Origin of the sequence: Amycolatopsis sp. NPDC006131 (assembly GCF_040614175.1) — a bacterium.
GTDB classification, from domain to species: domain Bacteria; phylum Actinomycetota; class Actinomycetes; order Mycobacteriales; family Pseudonocardiaceae; genus Amycolatopsis_E; species Amycolatopsis_E tucumanensis.
Genome location: NZ_JBEXTX010000023.1, coordinates 1 through 21,017 on the forward strand (window position 1 = coordinate 1; position 21,017 = coordinate 21,017).

The following is a 21,017-nucleotide window of genomic DNA, read 5'->3' on the forward strand; positions in this document are numbered from 1 at the left end:
CGTCCCCCACCCCCCGCCCCCCCTCCCCGCGGCCCGTTGGGGGGTGTTCGCGCCCTGCCCGGCCCCCCGGGCGCCCGGCGGGCCGCCCCCCCGGCCGGCGCTCCTCCCGGTCAACTCGCTTGTTCGGCCGCCGCTGCTTCCGGGCCGCACAGCTCGCGGTGCACCCCAGCGCCGTCCCGCCCATCAGGTGCCCTTCGCACACTGCGCCGGTCCTCCAGGAGCCGTCGGTCCACCTTCGCGATGTTCGTTTCGGCCCCGAAGATGCTTCACCAATCGGCGCTCCGGCGAGGTTTCCTGCAGGAGCTCCTCGCGCTCATCGTCCTAGGCCCGGTGTCGCGCCTGCACGGCATCACCACCTCTGCGCTCTCCCAGCGGCTGCGCGCACTGGAACGGGCACGTCGTGTCCTGTTCGGATGCGTGTGACAACCAGTGCGACGGGCACGTGCCACACCGGTCGCCACGAGGATGCTCACAGCCGGGATGTCCGGTTTCTGACAGATGTCACGACCATGTGATGGGCAACGTCGCTACCAGCGAGAACGCGGGTTGATCAGCATTGCGGGCATGACGAAGCAGATCCCCCCGGCCGTGACCGTGACCGACCCCGACGCCCGCGAGAAGCTGCACATCGCCCAGGTGCTGCTCGGCGGCTACGCGGCCGTGAGCGTGCTGACCCTGCTGGCGATCGTGGTGTTCAGCGGCAATCCCGGCATCGTCACCGATGCGGTGTGGATCCGTGGCTCGATCCTCGCCGTCGCCTCGCTGATCACCTTCGCGCTCGGCGTGTCCATGGCCAAGGGTTCCCGGAGCAGCCACCGCAGGGTGCAGATCATCGCGCTGGCCCAGGTGGTGGCCATCATCGTGATCGAATGCGTTCCCGGCGCCTTCCCGGTCTGGTTCAAGATCGAGAACGGGGTGTGCGGAACGCTGCTGATCATCGTCGTCCTGCTGACCTTCGCCCGGTCCGTGCGCATCACCTTCGCGGCCCGGTGATCACGACATCCGCGAGAGCCGGCCCGGCGGTCGGTACGGTCGTCGGCGTGGAGGAATCGCGCGGCAAGGACGAGTGGCGCCGGCTGCTGCTCTCGCTGGGCATGCTCTGCTATCCGTTCCTGACAGCCGTGGGCGTCGCCCAGCACACGCGCGGGCCCGGTCTCGTCGCCGGTTACCTGCTGCTGGTGGCCGTCTCCGCTTGCTACCTGGGCATCGTGGTGGCCTCGATGCGGTCGGCGTGGCGGTCCTACTGGTGGCTGCTGGCGGGGATGACGGTGCTGGCGGTGCTGGTCGCGCCGCTGGCCCACGAGAACGTGCTGATCCTCGCCGCGGTGATCGTGCCGTCGGCGGCGGCGCGCGTCAACGGCCGGACGGCGGTGGCTCTCGTGGTTCTGGGCGCCGCGGCGTGCGTCGTGGTGCCGATGGCGGTACCCGGCTGGAGCACCGACCCGGCCGGGTACTACGCGGTGGCCGTCGTGTTCACCGCGCTGCTGGTCCACGCCTTCAGCCGCACCGCGACGGCCAACCAGCAGCTGCGCGAGGCCAGAGCGGAAGTGGCCAGGCTTGCCTCGGAGGCCGAGCGCAACCGGATCGCCCGAGACCTGCACGACCTGCTCGGCCACTCGCTCACCGCCATCACCGTGAAGAGCGGTCTGGCCCGGCGGCTGGCCGTCGGCGCACCTCCCGCGGCGCTGGCCGAGATGGAATCGGTGGAGCAGCTGGCCCGCCGGACGCTGGCCGACGTCCGTGCCGCGGTGTCCGGGTACCAGGACGTCACGCTCGCCGGTGAGCTGGCCCGCGGCCGGGAACTGTTGCGGGCGGCCGGGGTCACCGCCGACCTGCCCACGGCCTACGACGCGGTGCCACCGGAGCGGCAGGAGCTGTTCGCCTGGGTCCTGCGGGAAGGGGTGACGAACGTGGTGCGGCACGCACGGGCCGACCGGTGCACGGTCGAGCTGACCCCGACCTCCGTCGAGGTGCGCGACGACGGGGTCGGCGGCCCGGCCGGCGCCGGGTCCGGGCTGACCGGCCTGCGCGCCAGAGTGGCCGCGGCCGGTGGAGTGCTGACCGCGGGCCCGGCATCGCCCCGCGGGTGGTCGCTGCGGGTGGAGGCGCCGGCATGACGATCCGGCTGCTGCTGGCCGACGACCAGGAACTGATCCGGCAGGCCCTGCGCGTACTGCTCGACCTGGAGCCTGACTTCGAGGTCGTCGCCTCGGTCGGCCGGGGCGACGAGGTGACGGCCGCAGCTCTGGCACACCGGCCGGACGTCGCGCTGCTGGACATCGACATGCCCGGGCTGGACGGGCTCGCGGCGGCCGCGGTGCTCACCGCGCAGGTGACCGGCTGCCGCGTGATCATCCTGACCACCTTCGGCCGCACCGGCTACCTGCGCCGGGCCATGGAGGCGGGCGCGGCCGGGTTCGTCGTCAAGGACGCCCCGGCCGACACGCTCGCCGACGCCATCCGGCGGGTGGCGGCCGGGGAACGGGTGGTGGACCCGGCGCTGGCCGCGGCGACGCTGGCCGCGGGCGAGTCGCCACTGACCGCCCGCGAACGGGACGTGCTCACCGCCGCCCGCTCGGGCGCCACCGTGGCCGAGATCGCGGCCCGGCTGTACCTCGCCGAGGGCACCGTGCGGAACTACCTGTCCGGAGGCACGACCAAAACCGGCACCCGCAACCGGATGGAAGCCCTGCGGGTGGCCGACGAGCGCGGCTGGCTGTGACCGCACCGCACTCGCACCGCCTCCGGAACGCACCGATGACGGCTGGGAGGGCCGAGACCGCCCGACGATCCCAGCCGCGTTGCCCTTATGCGGCAACGGCTTGGCGGCCGGTCAGCCGCTGGACGTGGTCGCGGACCTGGACGGCCTCCCACAGCGGCACGCGTGCCGCGACGTAGCCGTCGGGCCGGACCACCACCACGGTGTCCGGGCCGGCGCCGAACCGGGCGGCCGCCGTGCGCCGCGGGTCGAGGATCGCCCCGGCGCCGAGCGAGCCGGCGAACGGGGTTTCGAGCACCATGCCGCCGTCGCTGACCCAGCTGCCGCGCGCCACCACGGGCTGGTTGACCGCGGCGGCGGTGGTGGTGTCGCGGCCCTCGACGTTGACGTCCGACACCGGGCCGGATACCTCGAGTTTTCCCGCGACGACGGGATACGGTCCACTGTGGTCGATCACGCCGGGCGCGGTGGCCAGTTGCTCCAGTGCGGCGACGTCGCGCAGAACCGGCGTCATGCGAAGAAGGCGGAGCGGCACGCATGCGTGCCTCCGGCTCCGACGGCGAGGCCGGAGTCCTCTCTGACGAAGCAACGCTCATGCTATCCGCTAGCTGGGCGTGACGAGCGCCATTCCGTGCGTTCCGCCGTAGGAACCTCCGCCGTTGTTGTCCAGATCGCCGATGTGCTTCTGGGCCTCGACGTCGATCACCGACACCAGCCCGCTGCCCAGGTTGGCGACCCAGGCCGTCGAGTTGTCCTCCGTCGAGCGCACCGTCATGGGCTGGGGACCAACATCGACCACCCCGGCGAGCGACATGTCGGAGGCGTCGACGATGTGCAGCTTTCCGTTGTTGCGCGGCAGCGCCTTGAGATCGGCGGACGGGTCGGCCGGGCGCTCCCGGTTGTTCATCCCGGTTACGTACAACCGCTGCCCGCACCCCGCGCGAATACCGATCTGGTAGTTGTCGAACTCGATCTCGTCGACGATCTTGTTGCTTTCCACGTCGATCTTGACCACTCGCGGTGCGGGTTCGCCTGCACGCGACGCCGGCCGGAAGAAGTGTCCGCTGTCGAGGTCCACCTCGACGCGCATGCGCGGCGTCACCGCGTAGACGAAGTCACCGTCGGGCGAGGCGTCGATCTCCTCAGCGCCGCCGGGAACACTGATCGTGCCCTCGACTCGCCGGCTTGCCAGATCGATCACGGTGATGACGGGAGCTTCCTTGTGGGTGGCAAAAACCTTGCGGCCGGGAATGAGCGCCAGCCAGTGGCAGTTCCTGGCCTCGGTCTTGATGTTTGCCTCGACCTGGTGCGTTTCGGCGTTGACGAGAACCACCCCATTACGGCCCTCGAAGTCCTCGACGCCGGTGATGATCAGGTCGAGCTCCGGGTCGTACTCGACATCGTGCGGGGCGTAGTAGGGCGCGATGTCGATGACCGACATGACGCGTCGCCCGTCGATGTCGATCACAGAAATCTCGTGGGACTTCGGGACGTCCTGATCGTACACCCCGTGCCGGTACGTGTGCGCAACGTAGGCCCGCCGCCGGCCTGGGTCGAACGCGATCTCGTGCGGCTCGGCGATCAAGTCGTCGATCGTCGCGACCTTGGCTCCCGTCGCGAGGTCGAAGAAGTCGAGGTTCTTCGCCGTCGAGCTGCTGACGAGAAGAAGTGTGCCGGGGTCGAATGTCGGTGCCATCGTTCACTCCTCTGTGCGGCAGCAGCCGGCGCTATGTGGCACTTTGTAAGCTAAATAGTATACAGAAAGGCTAGGTCGGGATCGGTTGCCCGTCAAGCGGATTGCGGTCGGTTCGCGGTCTCGTTGTCACCAAGGGCACGCCCGGCGTTGCCGAGCACACCCAGGAACGGCGCGGGAACACCACCTAGCGCCGGGTTGGCCGGCCGACCGCGTCCGGAAAGGACAGACCTGGAGGAGGGACTCAGTCGTTCCGGGGGAACCCGAGCTCGAGGCCGCCCTCCTGCCGCCGCACCGGGTCGGTCCACCGTGTCGTGACGACCTTCCCTCGAGTGAAGAAGTGCACGCCCTCGGTTCCATGCGCGTGCGTGTCGCCGAACAGCGAGCTCTTCCAACCCCCGAAGGAGTAGTACGCAACGGGAACCGGTACCGGCACGTTCACCCCGATCATCCCGACGTTGACGTCGGTTTCGAACCGGCGGGCAGCTCCACCGTCATTGGTGAAAACCGCGGTGCCGTTACCGTACGGATTGGAGTTGATCAACGCTACCGCGTCATCGTAGCTGTCGACTCGGACCACGGAGAGCACCGGTCCGAAGATCTCTTCGCGGTAGATCTCCATGTCGGTCGACACGTGGTCGAACAGCGTCGGTCCCAGCCAAAAACCTCCATCGCCGCCGCGCGCGACCACAGCGCGGCCGTCGACGACGACCTTCGCCCCGTCGCGTTCGCCTGAGTCGATGAACGAGGCGACTCGGTCCCGATGCGCCCGCGTCACGAGCGGACCCATGTCGGCTTCCCGTCCCGCGGACGCGGAGGACTCGGCACTACCGTCGCCTGTCACCAAGGTCCGGGTCCGGTCGGCAATCCGCGCCACGAGCTCGTCACCCGCGGATCCCACTGCGATGACGACGCTGATGGCCATGCATCGCTCGCCGGCGCTCCCGTAGCCGGCGCTCACCGCGGCGTCCGCGGCCAGGTCGAGGTCGGCGTCCGGCAGCACCACCATGTGGTTCTTCGCACCACCGAGCGCCTGCACCCGCTTGCCACTCTTGCTCGCCTCTTCGTAGACGTACCGCGCGATCGGGGTGGACCCGACGAAACTGATCGCCTCGACGTCCGGACTCTGCAAGAGCGCGTCAACAGCTTCCTTGTCGCCGTGGAGCACGTTGAACACACCGTCCGGCAGTCCGGCCTCCTGCCACAGGCGAGCCAGCCACACCGACGCCGAGGGGTCTTTCTCACTGGGCTTGAGCACGACCGTGTTGCCCGCCGCGATCGCGATCGGGAAGAACCACATCGGTACCATCGCCGGGAAGTTGAACGGCGAGATGATGCCCACGACGCCGAGCGGGTCACGCTTGGAGTGCACGTCCACCCCCGTCGAGACACCCTCGGAATGCCCTCCCTTGAGCAGGTGTGAGATACCGCAGGCGAACTCGACGACCTCCTGACCGCGAGCGATCTCACCCTCGGCATCCGAGAACACCTTGCCGTGCTCGGCCGTGATGATCTCGGCGAGCTCGGCACGCCGGGCGTTGAGCAGCTCGCGGAACGCGAAGAGCACCCGGGTCCGGCGCGCGAGCGAGGTTGCACGCCACTTGGCGGCCGCACCCTTCGCTTCGGCGATGACGTACTCGGCATCGCCGCGCGAGGCCAGGGCCAGCCGTCCGGCGACCTGTCCGGTGGCCGGATTGGTCACCTCGGACCAGCGGTCACTGGATCCAGTGAACGGCGCTCCGCCGGCCCAGTGCGTGATGGTGGGGGTCTTCATGAATGTCCTTTCGCGACCAATCTCTAGAACTTGGCGTGCCAACCGCCGTCCACCGGCAGTTCCACACCTGTGACGAACCGGGACTCGTCGCTGGCGAGCCACAGCACGGCGTTGGTGATGTCCTCGGCTTCGACCCACGGCGTGGGCAACAGCGCGAGCCCCTGCATCGTGTCGCGGACGTCGTCCATCGTCGGGTCGTCGAGGTCCGGCCGGAAGAGGCGGAACGTTGCCTTGTTCATGGCCAGGGGTGTGTTCGTCGTCCCGGGCAGCACCGCGTTGACCCGGATGTTGTATTGACCGGCTTCATTGGCCAGCGTCCGCATCAGACCAACCACGCCGTGCTTGGCCGCCACGTAGGCCGAGGTGTGCCGGAGGCCGCGGATGCCGCCGAGCGAACTCGTGAGGATGACGGAGCCGCCGCCGTTGTCGATGAGTGCCGGCATCGCGGCGCGGACGGTCTTCCACACACCGAGGAGGTTCACGTCGAGGACGGTGCGCCACACCTCCTCGTGCGTGTTCCACATGGTGCCACGTTCACCGCCGATCCCCGCGTTGGCGCAGACGGTGGTGAGTGTCCCGAAGCTGCTGACCGCGAGCTTGACGGCCGCGCCGAGCTCGTCGGAGTTCCGGACGTCCGCGATCATGGTCTCGATCCGGCCGCCGTCCGCCTTGACCAGCCGGGCGGTCTCTTCGAGGTCGGCCGGGGTCGGCAGCGGGTAGTCGATGTGGTCGTACGTCGTGCAGGCATCCAGCGCGACGACACCGGCACCCTCCCTGGCCAGGCGGAGGGCGTGCGAGCGCCCTTGGCCACGCGCCGCACCAGTGACGAGCACGACCTTGTCGTCCATCCGACCCATTGCTGCCTCCTCCGTCGTCTCAAATAGTATACATTAATGTAGACACGAGCAAGGTCTATGGTATCCCCTGACCACCGTCGATCGGAATCACCGTCCCCGTGACGTACTTGGCGTCGTCGGACGCCAGGTGGAGGACCGTGCGTGTAACGTCCTCCGGCTCGACGTAGGGCTGCCGCATGGGGTTCTGACTGGATGCGAGGGCCTCGAAGTCCTCCCTGGTCGGCGACTCGGCGTCCGGGAAGTACACGCCGTACACGAACGGGTTGATGATCAGGTCCGTGTTCACGTTGCCCGGCGCGATCAAGTTGACGCGGATCCCGTGGGGCCCCAGCTCCCGCGCAGCCGTCCGGACCATGCCGACCAGGCCGTGCTTCGCCGCTACGTATGGCGACAAGTTGGCCAGTCCTTTGATGGACGCACCCGACCCGGTGACGATCACCGCCCCCGGCACCCCGCCCTCGATCATGGCGGTCACCCCGTACTTGAGCACCCGCCACGCCCCGATGAGGTCGATGTCGACCACCTCGCGGTAGACCGCGTCGTCGATCTCCCACGTCGGTGCGAAGTGTCCGATTATCCCGGCGTTGGCGACCACGACGTCAATCCGGCCGAACCGGTCACGCGCCTGTTCGAAGACCTGCGCGACCTGCGCTCCGTCACGAACGTCCGCCTTGGTGAACAGCGCCCCGGCACCCAGTGCCCGGACCTCCTCGGCGGTTTCGGCGAGATCGCCCGCCGAGGCGAGCGTGATCGGACTGCTCTCCACCGGGCCGCAGATGTCGAACCCGACGACGTTGGCGCCTTCCGCGGCGAAACCCAGTGCGTGCGAGCGCCCCTGCCCCCTGGCCGCACCCGAGATCACCACGGTCTGTCCCTTGAATCGTTGCACGAGAGCTCCTGTTCGAGATCTATTTGACGGCCAGGGCGTTGGCCATCGTCGCGATTCCGCCCTCCTTGTTCATCGGGGCGCTCACCACCTGGCAGCTGTACCGCCCGTCCGCCGCGCAGTCGGCCGCGAGCCCGTCCAGGTCCCAGAGCTCCCCCACCGGAATCCCCAGCAGAGGGATGAGCGCGACGTGCAAGAAGCGTTCCTCGGCTGCGTCCGGATCGTCCATCAGCAGACCGGGGTCGGCTCGCGGCGGCCACACCTCCAGCGCCATGTTGTCCGCAGCTACGAGGCTCGGGTGCAGATCCCACAGGACCTGCGCCATCTCCGCGCCTTGGGCGAGCCCCGGCATGCGCAGATCCGCCGTGAAGGCCTCCCGCTCCGCACGGCCGAGCCCGCGATACCACGTGACGAATCCGGTGCGGATCAGCAGCACATCCCCTGGTTCGACGGCCGATCCCTGGGCGTCGAGAGTGGCGAGCAGGTCCTGTGGCGTGACAGGATCCGTGGTGCCCTGGACCAGCGGGCGACCCTGCCGCTCCCGCCACGCCGCGACGTCGGCGAGCACGCCCCGAGCCGCGATGCCCCGTCGCGCCCAGTGGTGCATCCCGTGCTTCTCCCGCTCCAGACCGTTGTAGAAGCCCAGCCGCGGGTGCCGCACGTGGGCAAAACCGTCTATCTGTGAGCTGGCCTGGGGGTTGAACTTGTCGTACTCGTCGTCGTTGCCCAACCCGGCCGCGACGGGAACGACGCGGTAACCGAACCTCGGGCGCTCGCTCAGCGGTGGGTCGGGCAGCTCCAGCTCGAGGTTCAGCGGAAACGCCGCGCCCTTGCGCACCTCGGCCGCGCCTGCCCTGATCCGCTCGCCGGTGATGAGGTTGAGCGCACCGCAGCGGTCGTCCCGCCCCCAAAGCCCCCACGAGGAAGGGGCTCGCATGCCGTCCGGAGTCGGCAGGTCGGCGTATTTCGGGAGTGCGCCGGCACCGGTCATGATGTCGTCCTTTCGAGAGTGGGGTGACTTTCTTGCCGTCCCCGGCTCGGCCTGCCGCGGTCGCGAGCGCCGCCTGCGCAGGCGTCCGCCGACCGCCCCGAGAGTGCGAGCACCGAGATACCGACGGGCAGGTCCACGACGAGGACCGGTTGCACCCGGCGGGACAAGTGCCAGGCACGGCGGTGACACCGTGCGCGAGGTTCGCGAGCGCCACCTCAGTACATGATCATGCCCGCCGTGACGTTCACGTCCTGCCCGGTCATGTGGCGCGCGTAGTCGGACGCGAGGAACAGTGCCACGTTCAGGATGCTCTCGGGTGCGACCTGCGTGCGCAGTGGCGACATGGCGAGGATCTGCCCCTTCGCCTCGTCGAGGGTGACCCCGCGCGCCTTCGCCTGGGCGGCGAAGATCTCGTCAGCCCGCTCGCCGGCGACGTTCGCGGGCAGGACGCAGTTCACCCGGATACCACTCGGCCCGAGCTCCAGTGCCAGTGTCCGGCTCATCCCGATCAGGCCCATCTTCGTCGCCGCGTACGAGGACCGCTGCGCGAAGGGAGCCTTGCCGTTGACGGAACCGATGTTGACGATCGAACCGCCGCCACGCTGTTTCATGGCCGGAACCAGGCCGCGGATCGCGAGGAAGGCGCTGGTGAGGTTGACCGAGATCGTCTCGTTCCATCCGTCCAGCGGCGTGTCCTCGATGGGCGCGGTCGGCCCCGCGATGCCAACGTTGTTGATCAGCACGTCGACGCCGTCGTGTTCCTTCAGGATTGCCGCGAGCACGGCTTCGACCGCGGCCGGTTCCCCAAGGTCTGCGACGTATGCACGGCCCGCGTGCCCGGCGTCGGCGATCTCCTTCTCGAGTCCCTCCAGCTCGGCTTTGCGCCGAGCCACGAACAGGGTCCTGGCGCCCGCGGCCGCGAACCCCTTCGCGAGCACACGGCCGATCCCCCGCGAGGCACCGGTCACGAGAACGACCTTGTCCTCGTAGCTCACGGGCAGGACAGGGACGCTCGCGGTCGTCACCGGGTTCCCCCGCCGGGGGGCCGCTCCTCGTCGACGAGAACGAACGCGATGAGGCAGTCCTGTGAACTGCGGTTGCTCCACCCGTGCACGGTTCCGCGCTGGACCAGTGTGTCGCCTGCGGTCAGCTTGACCTCCCCGGTCTCGAGCAGGGCATAGATCTCACCCGAGACCACAACGGCCAGATCGACGGTCGCGGTCCGGTGGAACGTGCCGTTGCCGAGCGACGCACCTTCGGTGACATGGGCGGTGCCCGGCATGGAACCGAACGCCGCATCCCGGTCGAAGTCGTCGATGAACAACGCGTCCGGCGGGAACTGCGAGATCCGGAAGACCACGCCCCCCTTCGCCGGCTCCACCTCGAACGGGGTGTAGCAGGTCTCCGCCGGGTCGGCATTGTCCGCCGGCACGCTCGAGCGCCAGATGTCGGTCGCACCGTAGTCGGGCACGCCGGGGAAGGCGAACGTGAAGGGGCAGATCCCGTCACTCACGATGGTCGACCGGCCGTCGGCGTCGACTCCCGTCACCACCCTGCGGACCGGCCGCAGCCCTCGCGTTCCGGCCGCGATGTCCTTCGACTGGATGTCCTCGGTCACACTATTCGCCTTTCTCGTGACGACGCTGAGCGGCGGCCTTCGCCGCTTTCACAATGTTCACGTAGCCTGTGCAGCGGCACAGATTTCCTTGCAGCGCAGTGCGGATCTCGTCTTCGGACGGATCCGCACTGGTGTCGAGCAGGTCGTCGACCGCGAAGAGCTGACCAGCGACGCAGAAGCCGCACTGGAACGCATCGAAGTCCCAGAACGCCTGCTGGACGTCACCGAGTTCCCCTTCCGGCGCGATGCCTTCGATAGTGGTGATCTCGGCGCCGTCGGCGCTCGCGGCGAGCACCAGGCACGACTTGGCGATGCGGCCGTCCACTCGCAACGTGCACGCGCCGCAGTCGCCGTTGTAGCAGCCGATGCGGGTGCCGGTCAGGTGCAACTGCTCGCGGATCACGTCGACCAGAAGCTGCCGGTCCTCGATGAGGACCCGCTTCCGGCGGCCGTTGACGCTCAGCGTGATCATCCGCGTCGGCGGCTCGTCCTGGCTGCCCACTTCACCCGCGGGTGTTGCCGATGTGGTCATCTCACACTCCTCGAAGGTCGTCGACGGCTCGGCGCGCGACGGTCGCCGCGATCGCCGCGCGGTACTTCCCAGGGGCCAGCACGTCCGACCACGGTGCGGTGATCGCAGCGTCCACGCGCCTCTTCAGCGCGGTCCGGTCGTCCGGGTCGTCGAGGTGAACGACGACGGGAACAGCCGCAGCGGCTCCGATCGTGACGCGCACACCGCCGGTGGATCCATGGATGGCGCTCGCCGTGACGATGGGCCACGACCCGGTGCTGTGCTTCACCTTGCAGTAGCCGCCGGATGGCTGCGGCGACAATCGCAGCGCGCGGACGAATTCGCCCGGGCCGAGGTCCACTGTGAAGGCATCCACCAGGAAGTCCGCCATCGCCAGCGACCGAATCCCGTCCGGCCCGTGGATCTCGACCAGCGCGTCGAGAGCGACCAGCGCACCGGGCGCGTCGGAACTCGGGAAACCGAAGCAGGCCGCGCCGACCAGTGTCGCCTGCTGCGTGAGCTGACGCCCGCCGGTCACTCCCCGGGCCATCCTCGGCAACAACGGCAGCCGGGACCGCAGCAGTTCCGACTTCAGCACGTCGTCGTAGGTCACCCTGGCGCCGATCTCAATCGCGCCGTCCACGCTCGTGATTCCAGTCAGGCCGAGATCCCTGAGGTCCACGAGGTTCCCGACCTCGGCCTCGTGCCGGTTCATCCTCGGCAGGAGCTGGGTGCCACCTCCCAGTACCGCGACGTCTCCGTGGTGCGCGAGCAGGATCTCGCTGGCCTCCGCTTGCGACCGCGGCCGGTGGTAACGCAGTGGCGTTCGGATCATGTGAACGACACCCCTTCGATCGCGCCCAGCACTCTGGGCGGTGTGAGCGGCAAGTTGTGCAGGGTCGCGCCGAGCGGGGCCACCGCATCGTTGACGGCGTTGGTCACAGCGGCCATGGCCACACCCAGACCGCTCTCCCCCGCTCCCTTGGCGCCGAACATGGTGAACGGCGACGGCGTCTCCTGGTGCTCGACCCGGAAGCCGGGCAGGTCGGTCGAGCGCGGGAGGAGGTACGACTTGAGCGTCCGCGCGAGCGGATGCCCGTCCCCGTCGTAGGGCAATTCCTCCCACAGCACTCCGCCCACACCCTGCGACAACGCTCCGAGGATCTGGCTGTCGACGAAGTTGCGGTTGAGGATCGCTCCACAGTCACCGACGGCAGAGCACTCCCCGAGCGTCACCACGCCAGTCTCGCGGTCGACTTCGACGACAGCGACCACCGCCGTGTATGGGTACGCGGGGTAGAAGTTGGTGCGGCCCGCCGCGTCCGGTTGATGGCGGAAGTTCTGCGGCCCCTCGAGTTTGGTCACATCGAGGTGGGCGTGGTTGATGCCGGCCGCGGTCGAGCCATTGGTGAAGATCCACTGGGCGAGCTCGTCGAATGACACGGATTTGGCACCGTCGGAGGACGCACGGACCTGTCCCGCGGCGAACTCGATCTCCTCCGCGGGGCACCCCAGCCGCCCCGCCGCCGCGAGTGCCATGTGCCCCCGAATCTCCCGGGCGGCCGCAACCGCGGCGGCGGCACTGGAGGTAGCAGCTCGGCTGCCGAACGATCCGAATCCGTACGGGCACCGGTCGGTGTCGCCCTGGACCACCTCGATGCGCTGGATGTCGATCCCGAGCTCCCGGGCGACCAGGTACGCGATGGTCGTTTCGTTGCCGGTCCCCGGATTGGTGACACCGGCGAGAACCGTGACCGCGCCGCTGGGATGCACCCGGACGGTCGCGCTGTCGTGACCGCGGGTCAGAGTGCCGATGAGCTCGCCCCCTTCGGGACACAGCTCAAAGGCGACCCCGACGCCGAACAGCCTGCCGTGCTGTCGTGCTTCCCGTTGCTGTCGCCGTAGCGCGTCGTAGCCCGCCAGGTCGAGCACCTTCGTGAGAGCGCCGGCATAATCCGCGGAGTCGATGTGCTTGTTGTGCACCCATCCCGGGATTCCTTGGGGCGGCTGGAAGTTGCGGAACCGGACCACGGCAGGGTCCAGGCCGAGCTCGGCGGCGATCAGATCCATGACCCGCTCGAGAACGATGGCGGCCTGTTCCTTGCCGTAGCCGCGAGCCCCCGCCCACGGGGCCTTGTTCGTCACCACCGCGACCCCGTCGACCTCGTAGTCGGCGCATCGGTAGGGACCGGGGAAGGTGAAGCCGCCCATGGCGGTGAGGCCCCAGCCGCTCCACGAGGCGAGGCATCCGACGTTGCCCAGTATCCGAACCTTGAGGCCCTGCAGGACGCCGTCGGCATCGAAACCGAACTCCACGTCGTGGAGGAATTCCCGGGCACCGGCGAGCAATGCCTCCGCTTTGGACTCCAGCCACCTCACCGGCGCCCCGGCGAGGCGGCTCAGCAGGCACACCAGGATTTCCTCGGGGTAGCCGACGAACTTCTGCCCGAACGCCCCGCCCATGCGTGTTCCCACCACGCGAACCCGTTCTTCCGACACGCCGAGCACGTCGGACAGCCGGGTTCGCAGGATGTGCGGGTTCTGCGTGGACGCCCAGAGCTCGACCCGGTCGGGCGTGACCCACGAACCCACGTAACCGCGGTTTTCCATCGGCGCCGCTTGGTGCCGCCCCACCGCGATCCGGGTGTGACCGCGGTGCACGGCCTCCCGGATCTTCGTGCCGGGATCGCCTTGCGCGTTGGGCAGATGACCGATCACATTGTCCGGCCAGTGGTCGAAAAGGCGTGGCGCATCCGGCCTCAACGCCTGCTCGGCATCGAACACGGCGGGAAGCACCTCGTAGTCGACCCGGATCGCCGCGGCGGCGGCTTCCGCCGCTGCCGGCGAGTCCGCGGCGACGGCCGCGACCGGATCACCGACCCATCGGACCTTTCCCGTCGCCAGCACCGGGAACTCCGCGGTGTTGCATCCCATCAGCCCTGGATCCATGAAATGGGGCACCGGTTTGGCCATGCGAGCGGCGCGTTCACCGGTGAGGACGGCCTGTACGCCGGCCATCTCCTCGGCCGCAGTGACATCGATCGAAACAATCCGCGCATGCGGATGCGGACTGCGCACCAGGGCCGCGTGCAGCATTCCGGGAAGCGTCACGTCGCCGACGTACTCCTCGCGGCCCGTGAGCACCCGTTCACCATGCTGTCGAAGCGGTTGCCGATCGAGAACATCGTTCACACCGCCGGCCCGCTCCGTCGTCGTGGATGGCAGCTGCCGAAGGTTCACGTCGCACCCTCCTCGATCGAGCTGGGTGCGACGCCCAACATCTCCCGTCGCTCAGCATCGAACGTCGAAATCCCGGCTGACTCGTCAGATTGTATGCGATAGTGTACACATATTGTCGCAAGTCACAAGTCCCGCAGAGCTTCTGGTTCGGACTTCGCCGCCGATCACCAGGTGCGATGTCCAAGGAGGTTGTTCCGCAGGCTGGTGGCGAGTCGTGCAGACAGGGAAGGCCTCCAGGTTGCGAGGTGGGCGCCGTCGAGGAACCACGTTCACAACCTGGAGGCCTTGGTGTCCAACGCTGATCGTCGAGGACGGCTGGACCTAAGCCACGGCGCCGGCCGGCTCGGGACGCACGGCGGCGGGCATTAGCTCGTCGGCCGGCAGCACAGCGCCGCAACAGATCCGCCATCTCGCACCGCACCGGCAAGTGGAGTACCGACCGGCACGCCCGCATCGCGACCGCGCTCCCGCACGGTCACCGACGGCCGATCCCGGCTGGCCTACGTCGAGATCTGCGTTTCCCGGCAGTCACAACTTGGCGTCGAGGCCCACGAGTTCCCGCGTGAGGTCACGCAGACGCCTGCGCGCCGCCCTGTCGTAGGCCTGAGAGCTCGCCCGCGACGCGCTGCCACCGTTGAAATAGCGCCCACCGCGACCGTCGTGCGCGGGATCCGTCGCGAGCGCGACAGTGTTGTCGGCGCCGGCGTCCACGGAATTGATCGGCCTGATTCCCGCGGCACGCACGGGAGCCGTGTCCATGTGGTCGGCGGGGTGGAGGCAGTTGACGGTCACGTTCGTTCCGGCCCAGTCCTCCGCCAGATCGAAGGTGAACATGATGTCGGCGAGCTTGCTCTGTCCATAGGCGCGATATCCGGAGTAACGACGCTCAAGCATCACGTCATCGAAGTCGATCGAGTTCTGAGCCGCCGAGGTCAGGTTGACCACTCGCGACGATGCCTGCCCGCCGAGCACCGGGCGGAGCAGGTGCGTCAGCAGCACGGGAGCCAGGTAGTTCACCGCGAAATGCAGTTCGTGACCGTCGCGGCTCACCCGACGAGGCGAGTCGACCTGCGCGATGCCGGCGTTGTTGATCAGCGCGTCGAGGTGACCGACTTTCGCGGTGACGATCTCGCCGAGGCGTCGTACCTCGTCCAGCGCAGCGAAGTCGGCAGCCAGAAACTCGGCCGTCCCCCCGCCCCGGCGAACCGCCTCCACCACCTCCTTGCCCCGGGCGTTGTCGCGACCGTGAACGAGAAGGTGCGTTCCCGGCGCGACGAGCTTCTCCACTACGCGGCGCCCGAGCCCGTCTGTCGAGCCCGTCACCAGAATGGTCTTGCCGGATGTCATGGAACCGCCTTTCGGATCATGTTCGACAGGCACGCCAGAGCAGCGCCGACGGAGACGACGCGGGATGGCCGCTCATGCTCGACGCGAGCGAACCCACAGAGCCCCGGAGGACACGGCACATCAAGGCCGCTCGGAGCATTTGCATGCTAAAATGAATACACCTTGCGGGTCAACGTATGACGTCCACCAGGAAATGCGGGGACCTACCGCTCCTGGACCCACCGCCACCGCCCGGGAGGCCGGCCCGGCTAGGACATGTCAGCGACGCCTGCGACCGAGGCGCCGGACAACGATCTGCTCGGTGCCGGCCCGGTGGCCGTCGAGCTCCTTGATCAACTGCTTGCGGTCCCGGTTCTTGACCGCGCTCAAGATCGCCTTGTGCTCGGCGACAAGACGCTCGGTGATCTCTGGTTCGTACAGGTACATGGATCGGTAGAAGTCCGACATGTACCACAGCCGTCGCAACTCCTGCCGGACCACGGCCAGCGGGGAGGCGTCGAAGATCGCGAAGTGGAAGTCGCGGTTGAGGCGCTGGAACTCGTCCGGCTGCTCCTCGCGGGCAGCTGCCGCCATCCCGTCGTGCAGCCGCTCCATGGCGGCCGCGTCGACGCTGTCGAGATCCGCGGATTTCACCAGCTCGGTCTCCAGCAGCCGGCGCATCAGGTAGATCTCCGCCAGGTCCTCGCTGTTGAACCGCGCTACCGTGTAGCCCGTGTTGGGCTTGTGATCGAGGACTCCCTCGGAATGGAGCCGGGACAGCGCCTCACGCACGGGGATGCGGCTCACACCCAGCATTTCCGCCAGCATCCCCTGCTGAACCTTCTGCCCGGGGAGAAGTTCTCCGCTCAGCACCATGGCCCGGATCTCGGCGAGGCACTTGTCCACGCCGGAGCCGACGGACTTGGTGCCGACCGCACCGGTGTCCTCGCTCATTCACGCTCCTCCCCGCAGCGCTGAGGCGAACCTGAGTGGATAACAGTGTGCATCCAGCACCCTACAGGCACCACGTCGGGCCGGATCAGCAGTCGTCACCAACCCGCCCGGTTTCACCTCGCCACCTCCAGCCCGTAGTCAGGCTCGATTGTATATCAACAGGTATGCATAAGCCAGGACGCCTCCGCTGCCGGTAGACAAGAATGCATACAAAAAAGTATAGTCCTCACGGTAAGTGGACGCCGCAGTCGTGGAGGTGAATGTGCGGAGCGATGACACCCCGGCTCCTCATCGTGATCCTAGTGCCGTGACCGGGCCGTTGCGGGGCATCCGGATCCTCGATCTGACCCGGGTGATCATGGGCCCACTCGCCACGCAGATCCTCGCTGACCAGGGCGCGGACGTGATCCTGGTCGAGGCCAACGGCGGAGACACCAACCGGGTGATGGGACCAGGCCCGCACCCGGAACTGTCCGGTATCGCGTTGAACCTGTTGCGCAACAAGCGATCCGTGGATCTCGATCTGAAGACCCCGGCCGGGATCGCCGCGGCCCACCGCCTCGCCGCTACGTGTGACGTCGTCATCGCGACGATGCGGCCAGCCGCGCTTGAGCGCCTGCAACTGGACTACGCGACGTTGTCGGCGCTCAAACCCGACCTGATCTACTGCCAGGCGCAGGGCTTTCCCCTGGACACATCCCGCGCGAACGACCCGGCGTACGACGACATCATCCAGGCGGCGAGTGGCGTCTCGGACATGATGGAACGGGTGTGGGGGCAGCCGGCACTACTGCCGACGGTCTTCACGGACAAGGTCTGCGGACTGGTGATCGCACAAGCGGTCACGGCAGCGCTGGTGCACCGGGAACGCACCGGAGAGGGCCAGCACGTCGAGGTCGCGATGCAGGAGGCCACTGCCGCGTTCATGCTGACGGAACACGGGAGCGGGGCGATCCAGGAACCTCCGGTCGCCTACCCCGGTGTCCCCGCTGCCGGCTATCCGCGAGTGATGTCGGCCGAGCGACGCCCGCACGTCACGAAAGACGGGCAGATACACCTGTTCCCCTATCTGCCGAAGCACTACGCGGCGATTTTCGCGGCCGCCGGTGTGGACGGCGCCGACCGCGACCCGCGCTACGCCGACCAGCGGGCGGCCTTGCGCAACTCCGACTCCCTCTATCGCGACATCCGCGCCATCGCCACCACCCGGACGACGGACGAGTGGCTGAAGTTCTGCGGGAGCGCCGGCATCCCCGCCACCCGCGTCGCGACGCTGCAGGATCTGGTGGACGACCTCCCGCTCGCGACCCACCCCGTGTCCGGCCCGTACCGCGTGATCCCGCAGATGGCTCGGTTCTCCCGCACGCCCGGCACCCTCCACCGGCACGCGCCGTTGATCGGTGAACACACCCGGGACGCTCTCGACGAAGCCGAAACCCTGACTCAGCGATCGGAGGTGCGTGGGTGAACCTCTCTCCCACCGAACTGACCCCGGACGAACAACGCCTGCAAGCAGAGGTCCGGACCTTCCTGGACGACCGGCTTCCTCCCGGCAGCTATCCGATGAACCTCGGTATCGGCGGATGGGATCCGGTGTTCTCCCGTGACCTGGCTCGTCAGGGCTGGGTGGGCATGGCACTGTCTCCGGAGTACGGCGGGCACGGACGCAGCGCCGTCGAGCGGCTCGTCGTCGTCGAGCAACTGCTGGCCCGCGGCGCCCCGGTCGGCTACCACTGGATAGCCGACCGGCAGAGCGGGCCGATGATCGAACGGTACGGCTCGGAGGCCCAGAAGCAGGAGCTGTTACCGCGCATCGCCCGCGGTGAGCTGTCCTTCTCCATCGGCATGAGCGAGCCCGACGCCGGCTCCGACCTCGCGTCACTGCGTTCCCGCGCGCAACGCCGAGGGGACCGCTGGCGGTTGACCGGCACGAAGATCTGGACGACCGGCGCCGCACACGCCACCCACATCCTCGGCTTGTTCCGCACGTCCGAGGATCGCTACCACGGCCTCACCCAGTTCATCATCCCCTGCGACACCCCCGGTGTGACTATCGCTCCCATCACCTTCATCGACGGGACCAGCGACTTCTGCGAGGTGTCCTTCGACGACGTCGACCTCGGCGACGAGGACCGGCTCGGCGAAGTCGGGGCAGGCTGGGCACAGAACACCGGCGAGCTGGTTCTCGAACGTGGTGGCGTGGACCGGTGGATGTCGATGTTCCCCGTGATCGAGCACTGGGCCACGGAAATCCCCTGGTACGACCACTCCGCGCACGAGGACCTCGGGACGATCACCGCGCGCATGTGGGCCCTGCGCGGCCTGTCCTTGTCGATCGCCCGGCTCGTCGACGACGGCCGGTCACCGGTGACCGAAGCCGCCATGGTGAAGGAACTCGCCACACGCTGGGAGGCCGACTGTGTCCGGTTCGTTGCCCGCCACCTCGGCCGCGCCCCGGACATGACGTCGGCGAACCCCTGGGAGTCCCTGCTCGCCCGCGCGATGCTCGTCGCCCCGTCGTGGACCATCCGCGGCGGGACGAACGAGATCCTGCGTTCGGTCGCCGCGAAAGGTTTGAACCGCCGATGAACGACGACATCAGTCCAGACGCGGACCTCGCCGCCAGTGTGGGCGAGTTCTTCGACGACCGCGCGTCCGAACCGTCTGCGGATTTCGACCGGAAGAAGCAGTTCCCCCGCGAGCTTTGGGACGCCACCGAAGAGCTCGGGCTTACTCTGATCGGGATCGACGAGTCCCACGGTGGCTCGGGTGGCTCGCTGACGGACCTGCTGACCGTCCTCATGACGGCGGCGTGCCACTCCGCCCCGCTCCCGCTCGCCGAGACCGCCCTGGCGGCGTACCTCCTCGCTTCGGCCGGCCTCCCTGTCCCCAATGGCCCGCTGAGCGTCGCGCCCGCGTGGAGACAGGACCCGCTCCGCTTCACCGATGGACAGCTGCACGGCACCGTTCGGCACGTTCCCTGGGGCAGGTTCGCCGCGTTGGTGGTCGCATTGCTGCACGACGACCACGGCCACCTCCGTGTCGTCGCGTTCGACCCGTCCCGGTGCGAACGCGAGGATCACGAGGACCTGGCCGGTCATCCCAGGGACCACCTGCACGTCGCCCAACCGCCGGTGCTCGAGGACGCCACCGCGGTCACCCCGGTGGACCTGTTCGCCCGGGGAGCCCTGCTGCGTGCCGGTCAGCTGGCCGGCACGCTCACCGCCACGCACTTGCTCACCAGCCGCTACGTCGAGGACCGCGTCCAGTTCGGGCGGCCGATCGGCACGTTCCAGGCGGTTCAAGCGCACACCGTGGCCATCGCCCAGGCGGCGGAGATCACCACGATGAGCACCTGGCGTGCGGCAGCAGCGGCCGCACGGCGCCCGGCGCGATTCGAAGCGTTCGCAGCCAAGCTCGTCGCCAACGAATGCGCACGCGTGGCAGCGCAGGCCGCCCACCAAGCGCACGGCGCGATCGGCATGACCCGCGAGTACCCGCTGCACCTGCACACCCGCAGGCTCTACGCCTGGCAACACGAGTTCGGCACCGAGCCGGAGCTCTCCGCGGCGATCGGCGCTGCGGTGGCCAAACGCTCCTTCGCCCGCACGGTGGCCGACCACGACCCGGAAATCGAGGTGACATGGCCGACGACGTGACCGTGGACATCCACGGCTTGGTAGCCGACATCGTGATTCATCGCGGCCCCGCGAACTTCTTCGACGCGAAAACACTCGGCCGCGTCGCGGACATCGGCGAGCACGTGGCCTCCGCAGGCAACGCCCGCGCTATCGTGCTGAGTTCGGCAGGAAAGCACTTCTGCGCCGGCGCCGACTTCGGGGCAGGACCGCTGGAGGGCGACCGTGACCGCGCTGCTGCGGAGATCTACGAACAGGGAGCACGCCTGTTCGAACTCGAACTGCCCATCGTGGCGGCCGTGCAGGGCGCGGCGATCGGCGGTGGGCTCGGGCTGGCCTGCGCAGCCGACTTCCGGGTCGCCTCGACCGCGACGCGATTCGTCGCGAACTTCACCGCACTCGGCTTCCACCACGGTTTCGGTCTCTCCGTGACGCTTCCCCGGATCATCGGCGCTCAGCCGGCGCTCGACATGCTCCTGACGGCGCGGCGTGTCGGCGGCACAGAAGCCCTGCGGCTGGGCCTTGCCGACCGGCTGGCCGAGCCAGGCGGCGAGCACGACGCTGCTGTGGCGCTGGCTACCGAGATCGCGGAGCGAGCCCCGCTCGCCGTGCACGCGATCAGGCGTACCTTGCGCTCGGAGCTCGCAGTGCAGGTCCGCGCCGCGCTTCAGCACGAACTCGACGAACAGCGCCGGCTGTGGCGCACGGTCGACAGCCGCATCGGCATCGCCGCCAGCCTGGCGCGCGAGACGCCCGAATTCACCGGGAGATAAGAATCGCCTCGGACAACGATGAGCGCGACGCCGGCCT

Annotated in this window: 20 protein-coding genes; 7 read left to right on the top strand and 13 right to left on the bottom strand. The window is 68.5% G+C overall.

Annotated elements, in window-relative coordinates; all coding sequences use genetic code 11:
- Positions 1 to 564: 564 nt before the first annotated feature.
- The 3 genes from ABZ215_RS14850 to ABZ215_RS14860 are packed head-to-tail and all read left to right on the top strand — an operon-like array spanning position 565 to position 2,722.
- Positions 565 to 993 carry a hypothetical protein gene (locus ABZ215_RS14850; RefSeq protein ID WP_354949914.1) on the top strand — a complete coding sequence of 143 codons (429 nt, stop codon included), beginning with the start codon at positions 565 to 567 and terminating at the stop codon, positions 991 to 993.
- A gap of 47 nt (positions 994 to 1,040) precedes the next feature.
- The gene (locus tag ABZ215_RS14855; protein ID WP_354949915.1) at positions 1,041 to 2,117 is read left to right on the top strand and encodes a sensor histidine kinase; all 1,077 of its coding nucleotides are present in this window, start codon (positions 1,041 to 1,043) and stop codon (positions 2,115 to 2,117) included.
- The gene (locus ABZ215_RS14860) at positions 2,114 to 2,722 is read left to right on the top strand and encodes a response regulator transcription factor (protein WP_354949916.1); all 609 of its coding nucleotides are present in this window, start codon (positions 2,114 to 2,116) and stop codon (positions 2,720 to 2,722) included. The genes ABZ215_RS14855 and ABZ215_RS14860 overlap by 4 nt, the downstream gene beginning before the upstream one ends.
- Before the next feature lie 85 nt (positions 2,723 to 2,807).
- Here the strand turns inward: ABZ215_RS14860 and ABZ215_RS14865 are convergent, their stop codons facing one another.
- The 13 genes from ABZ215_RS14865 to ABZ215_RS14925 form a co-directional block, all read right to left on the bottom strand.
- The gene (locus ABZ215_RS14865) at positions 2,808 to 3,233 is read right to left on the bottom strand and encodes a hypothetical protein (protein ID WP_354949917.1); all 426 of its coding nucleotides are present in this window, start codon (positions 3,231 to 3,233) and stop codon (positions 2,808 to 2,810) included.
- 90 nt (positions 3,234 to 3,323) lie between these two features.
- Complete coding sequence (locus ABZ215_RS14870; protein ID WP_354949918.1) at positions 3,324 to 4,415, bottom strand: hypothetical protein; 1,092 nt, start codon at positions 4,413 to 4,415, stop codon at positions 3,324 to 3,326.
- A 241-nt stretch (positions 4,416 to 4,656) separates the two neighbouring features.
- Complete coding sequence (locus tag ABZ215_RS14875; RefSeq protein ID WP_354949919.1) at positions 4,657 to 6,186, bottom strand: CoA-acylating methylmalonate-semialdehyde dehydrogenase; 1,530 nt, start codon at positions 6,184 to 6,186, stop codon at positions 4,657 to 4,659.
- A 23-nt stretch (positions 6,187 to 6,209) separates the two neighbouring features.
- Complete coding sequence (locus ABZ215_RS14880; RefSeq protein WP_354949920.1) at positions 6,210 to 7,043, bottom strand: mycofactocin-coupled SDR family oxidoreductase; 834 nt, start codon at positions 7,041 to 7,043, stop codon at positions 6,210 to 6,212.
- Between the two features lie 55 nt (positions 7,044 to 7,098).
- Positions 7,099 to 7,932, bottom strand: a complete 834-nt coding sequence (locus ABZ215_RS14885) for a mycofactocin-coupled SDR family oxidoreductase (RefSeq protein WP_354949921.1) — start codon at positions 7,930 to 7,932, stop codon at positions 7,099 to 7,101.
- A 19-nt stretch (positions 7,933 to 7,951) separates the two neighbouring features.
- The gene (locus ABZ215_RS14890) at positions 7,952 to 8,920 is read right to left on the bottom strand and encodes a cyclase family protein (RefSeq protein WP_354949922.1); all 969 of its coding nucleotides are present in this window, start codon (positions 8,918 to 8,920) and stop codon (positions 7,952 to 7,954) included.
- A gap of 215 nt (positions 8,921 to 9,135) precedes the next feature.
- Positions 9,136 to 9,945 (bottom strand): SDR family NAD(P)-dependent oxidoreductase, encoded by an 810-nt coding sequence (locus ABZ215_RS14895; RefSeq protein WP_354949923.1) that lies wholly within the window; start codon positions 9,943 to 9,945, stop codon positions 9,136 to 9,138.
- Positions 9,942 to 10,538 carry a cupin domain-containing protein gene (locus tag ABZ215_RS14900; protein ID WP_354949924.1) on the bottom strand — a complete coding sequence of 199 codons (597 nt, stop codon included), beginning with the start codon at positions 10,536 to 10,538 and terminating at the stop codon, positions 9,942 to 9,944. The genes ABZ215_RS14895 and ABZ215_RS14900 overlap by 4 nt, the downstream gene beginning before the upstream one ends.
- A gap of 1 nt (position 10,539) precedes the next feature.
- Positions 10,540 to 11,070: a (2Fe-2S)-binding protein gene (locus tag ABZ215_RS14905; RefSeq protein WP_354949925.1), complete on the bottom strand. Its 531-nt coding sequence runs from the start codon at positions 11,068 to 11,070 to the stop codon at positions 10,540 to 10,542.
- 1 nt (position 11,071) lies between these two features.
- A complete protein-coding gene (locus ABZ215_RS14910) occupies positions 11,072 to 11,884 on the bottom strand; it encodes an FAD binding domain-containing protein (RefSeq protein WP_354949926.1) in 813 nt (270 codons plus the stop codon).
- Positions 11,881 to 14,289, bottom strand: a complete 2,409-nt coding sequence (locus ABZ215_RS14915; protein WP_354949927.1) for a xanthine dehydrogenase family protein molybdopterin-binding subunit — start codon at positions 14,287 to 14,289, stop codon at positions 11,881 to 11,883. The genes ABZ215_RS14910 and ABZ215_RS14915 overlap by 4 nt, the downstream gene beginning before the upstream one ends.
- A 528-nt stretch (positions 14,290 to 14,817) precedes the next feature.
- Complete coding sequence (locus tag ABZ215_RS14920) at positions 14,818 to 15,636, bottom strand: SDR family NAD(P)-dependent oxidoreductase (protein WP_354949928.1); 819 nt, start codon at positions 15,634 to 15,636, stop codon at positions 14,818 to 14,820.
- 258 nt (positions 15,637 to 15,894) lie between these two features.
- Positions 15,895 to 16,569 (bottom strand): GntR family transcriptional regulator, encoded by a 675-nt coding sequence (locus ABZ215_RS14925; protein ID WP_354949929.1) that lies wholly within the window; start codon positions 16,567 to 16,569, stop codon positions 15,895 to 15,897.
- A 235-nt stretch (positions 16,570 to 16,804) separates the two neighbouring features.
- Here ABZ215_RS14925 and ABZ215_RS14930 point away from each other — a divergent pair, with 235 nt between their 5' ends.
- Genes ABZ215_RS14930 through ABZ215_RS14945 form a run of 4 tightly spaced genes read left to right on the top strand, consistent with a single transcriptional unit; the run spans position 16,805 to position 20,980 of the window.
- A complete protein-coding gene (locus ABZ215_RS14930) occupies positions 16,805 to 18,037 on the top strand; it encodes a CoA transferase (protein WP_354949930.1) in 1,233 nt (410 codons plus the stop codon).
- Positions 18,034 to 19,158, top strand: coding sequence for an acyl-CoA dehydrogenase family protein (locus tag ABZ215_RS14935; RefSeq protein WP_354949931.1), 1,125 nt, complete (start codon positions 18,034 to 18,036; stop codon positions 19,156 to 19,158). Before ABZ215_RS14930 ends, ABZ215_RS14935 begins: the two co-directional genes overlap by 4 nt.
- Complete coding sequence (locus ABZ215_RS14940) at positions 19,155 to 20,228, top strand: acyl-CoA dehydrogenase family protein (RefSeq protein ID WP_354949932.1); 1,074 nt, start codon at positions 19,155 to 19,157, stop codon at positions 20,226 to 20,228. Before ABZ215_RS14935 ends, ABZ215_RS14940 begins: the two co-directional genes overlap by 4 nt.
- Positions 20,213 to 20,980, top strand: coding sequence for an enoyl-CoA hydratase/isomerase family protein (locus tag ABZ215_RS14945; protein ID WP_354949933.1), 768 nt, complete (start codon positions 20,213 to 20,215; stop codon positions 20,978 to 20,980). The genes ABZ215_RS14940 and ABZ215_RS14945 overlap by 16 nt, the downstream gene beginning before the upstream one ends.
- Positions 20,981 to 21,017: the final 37 nt, after the last annotated feature.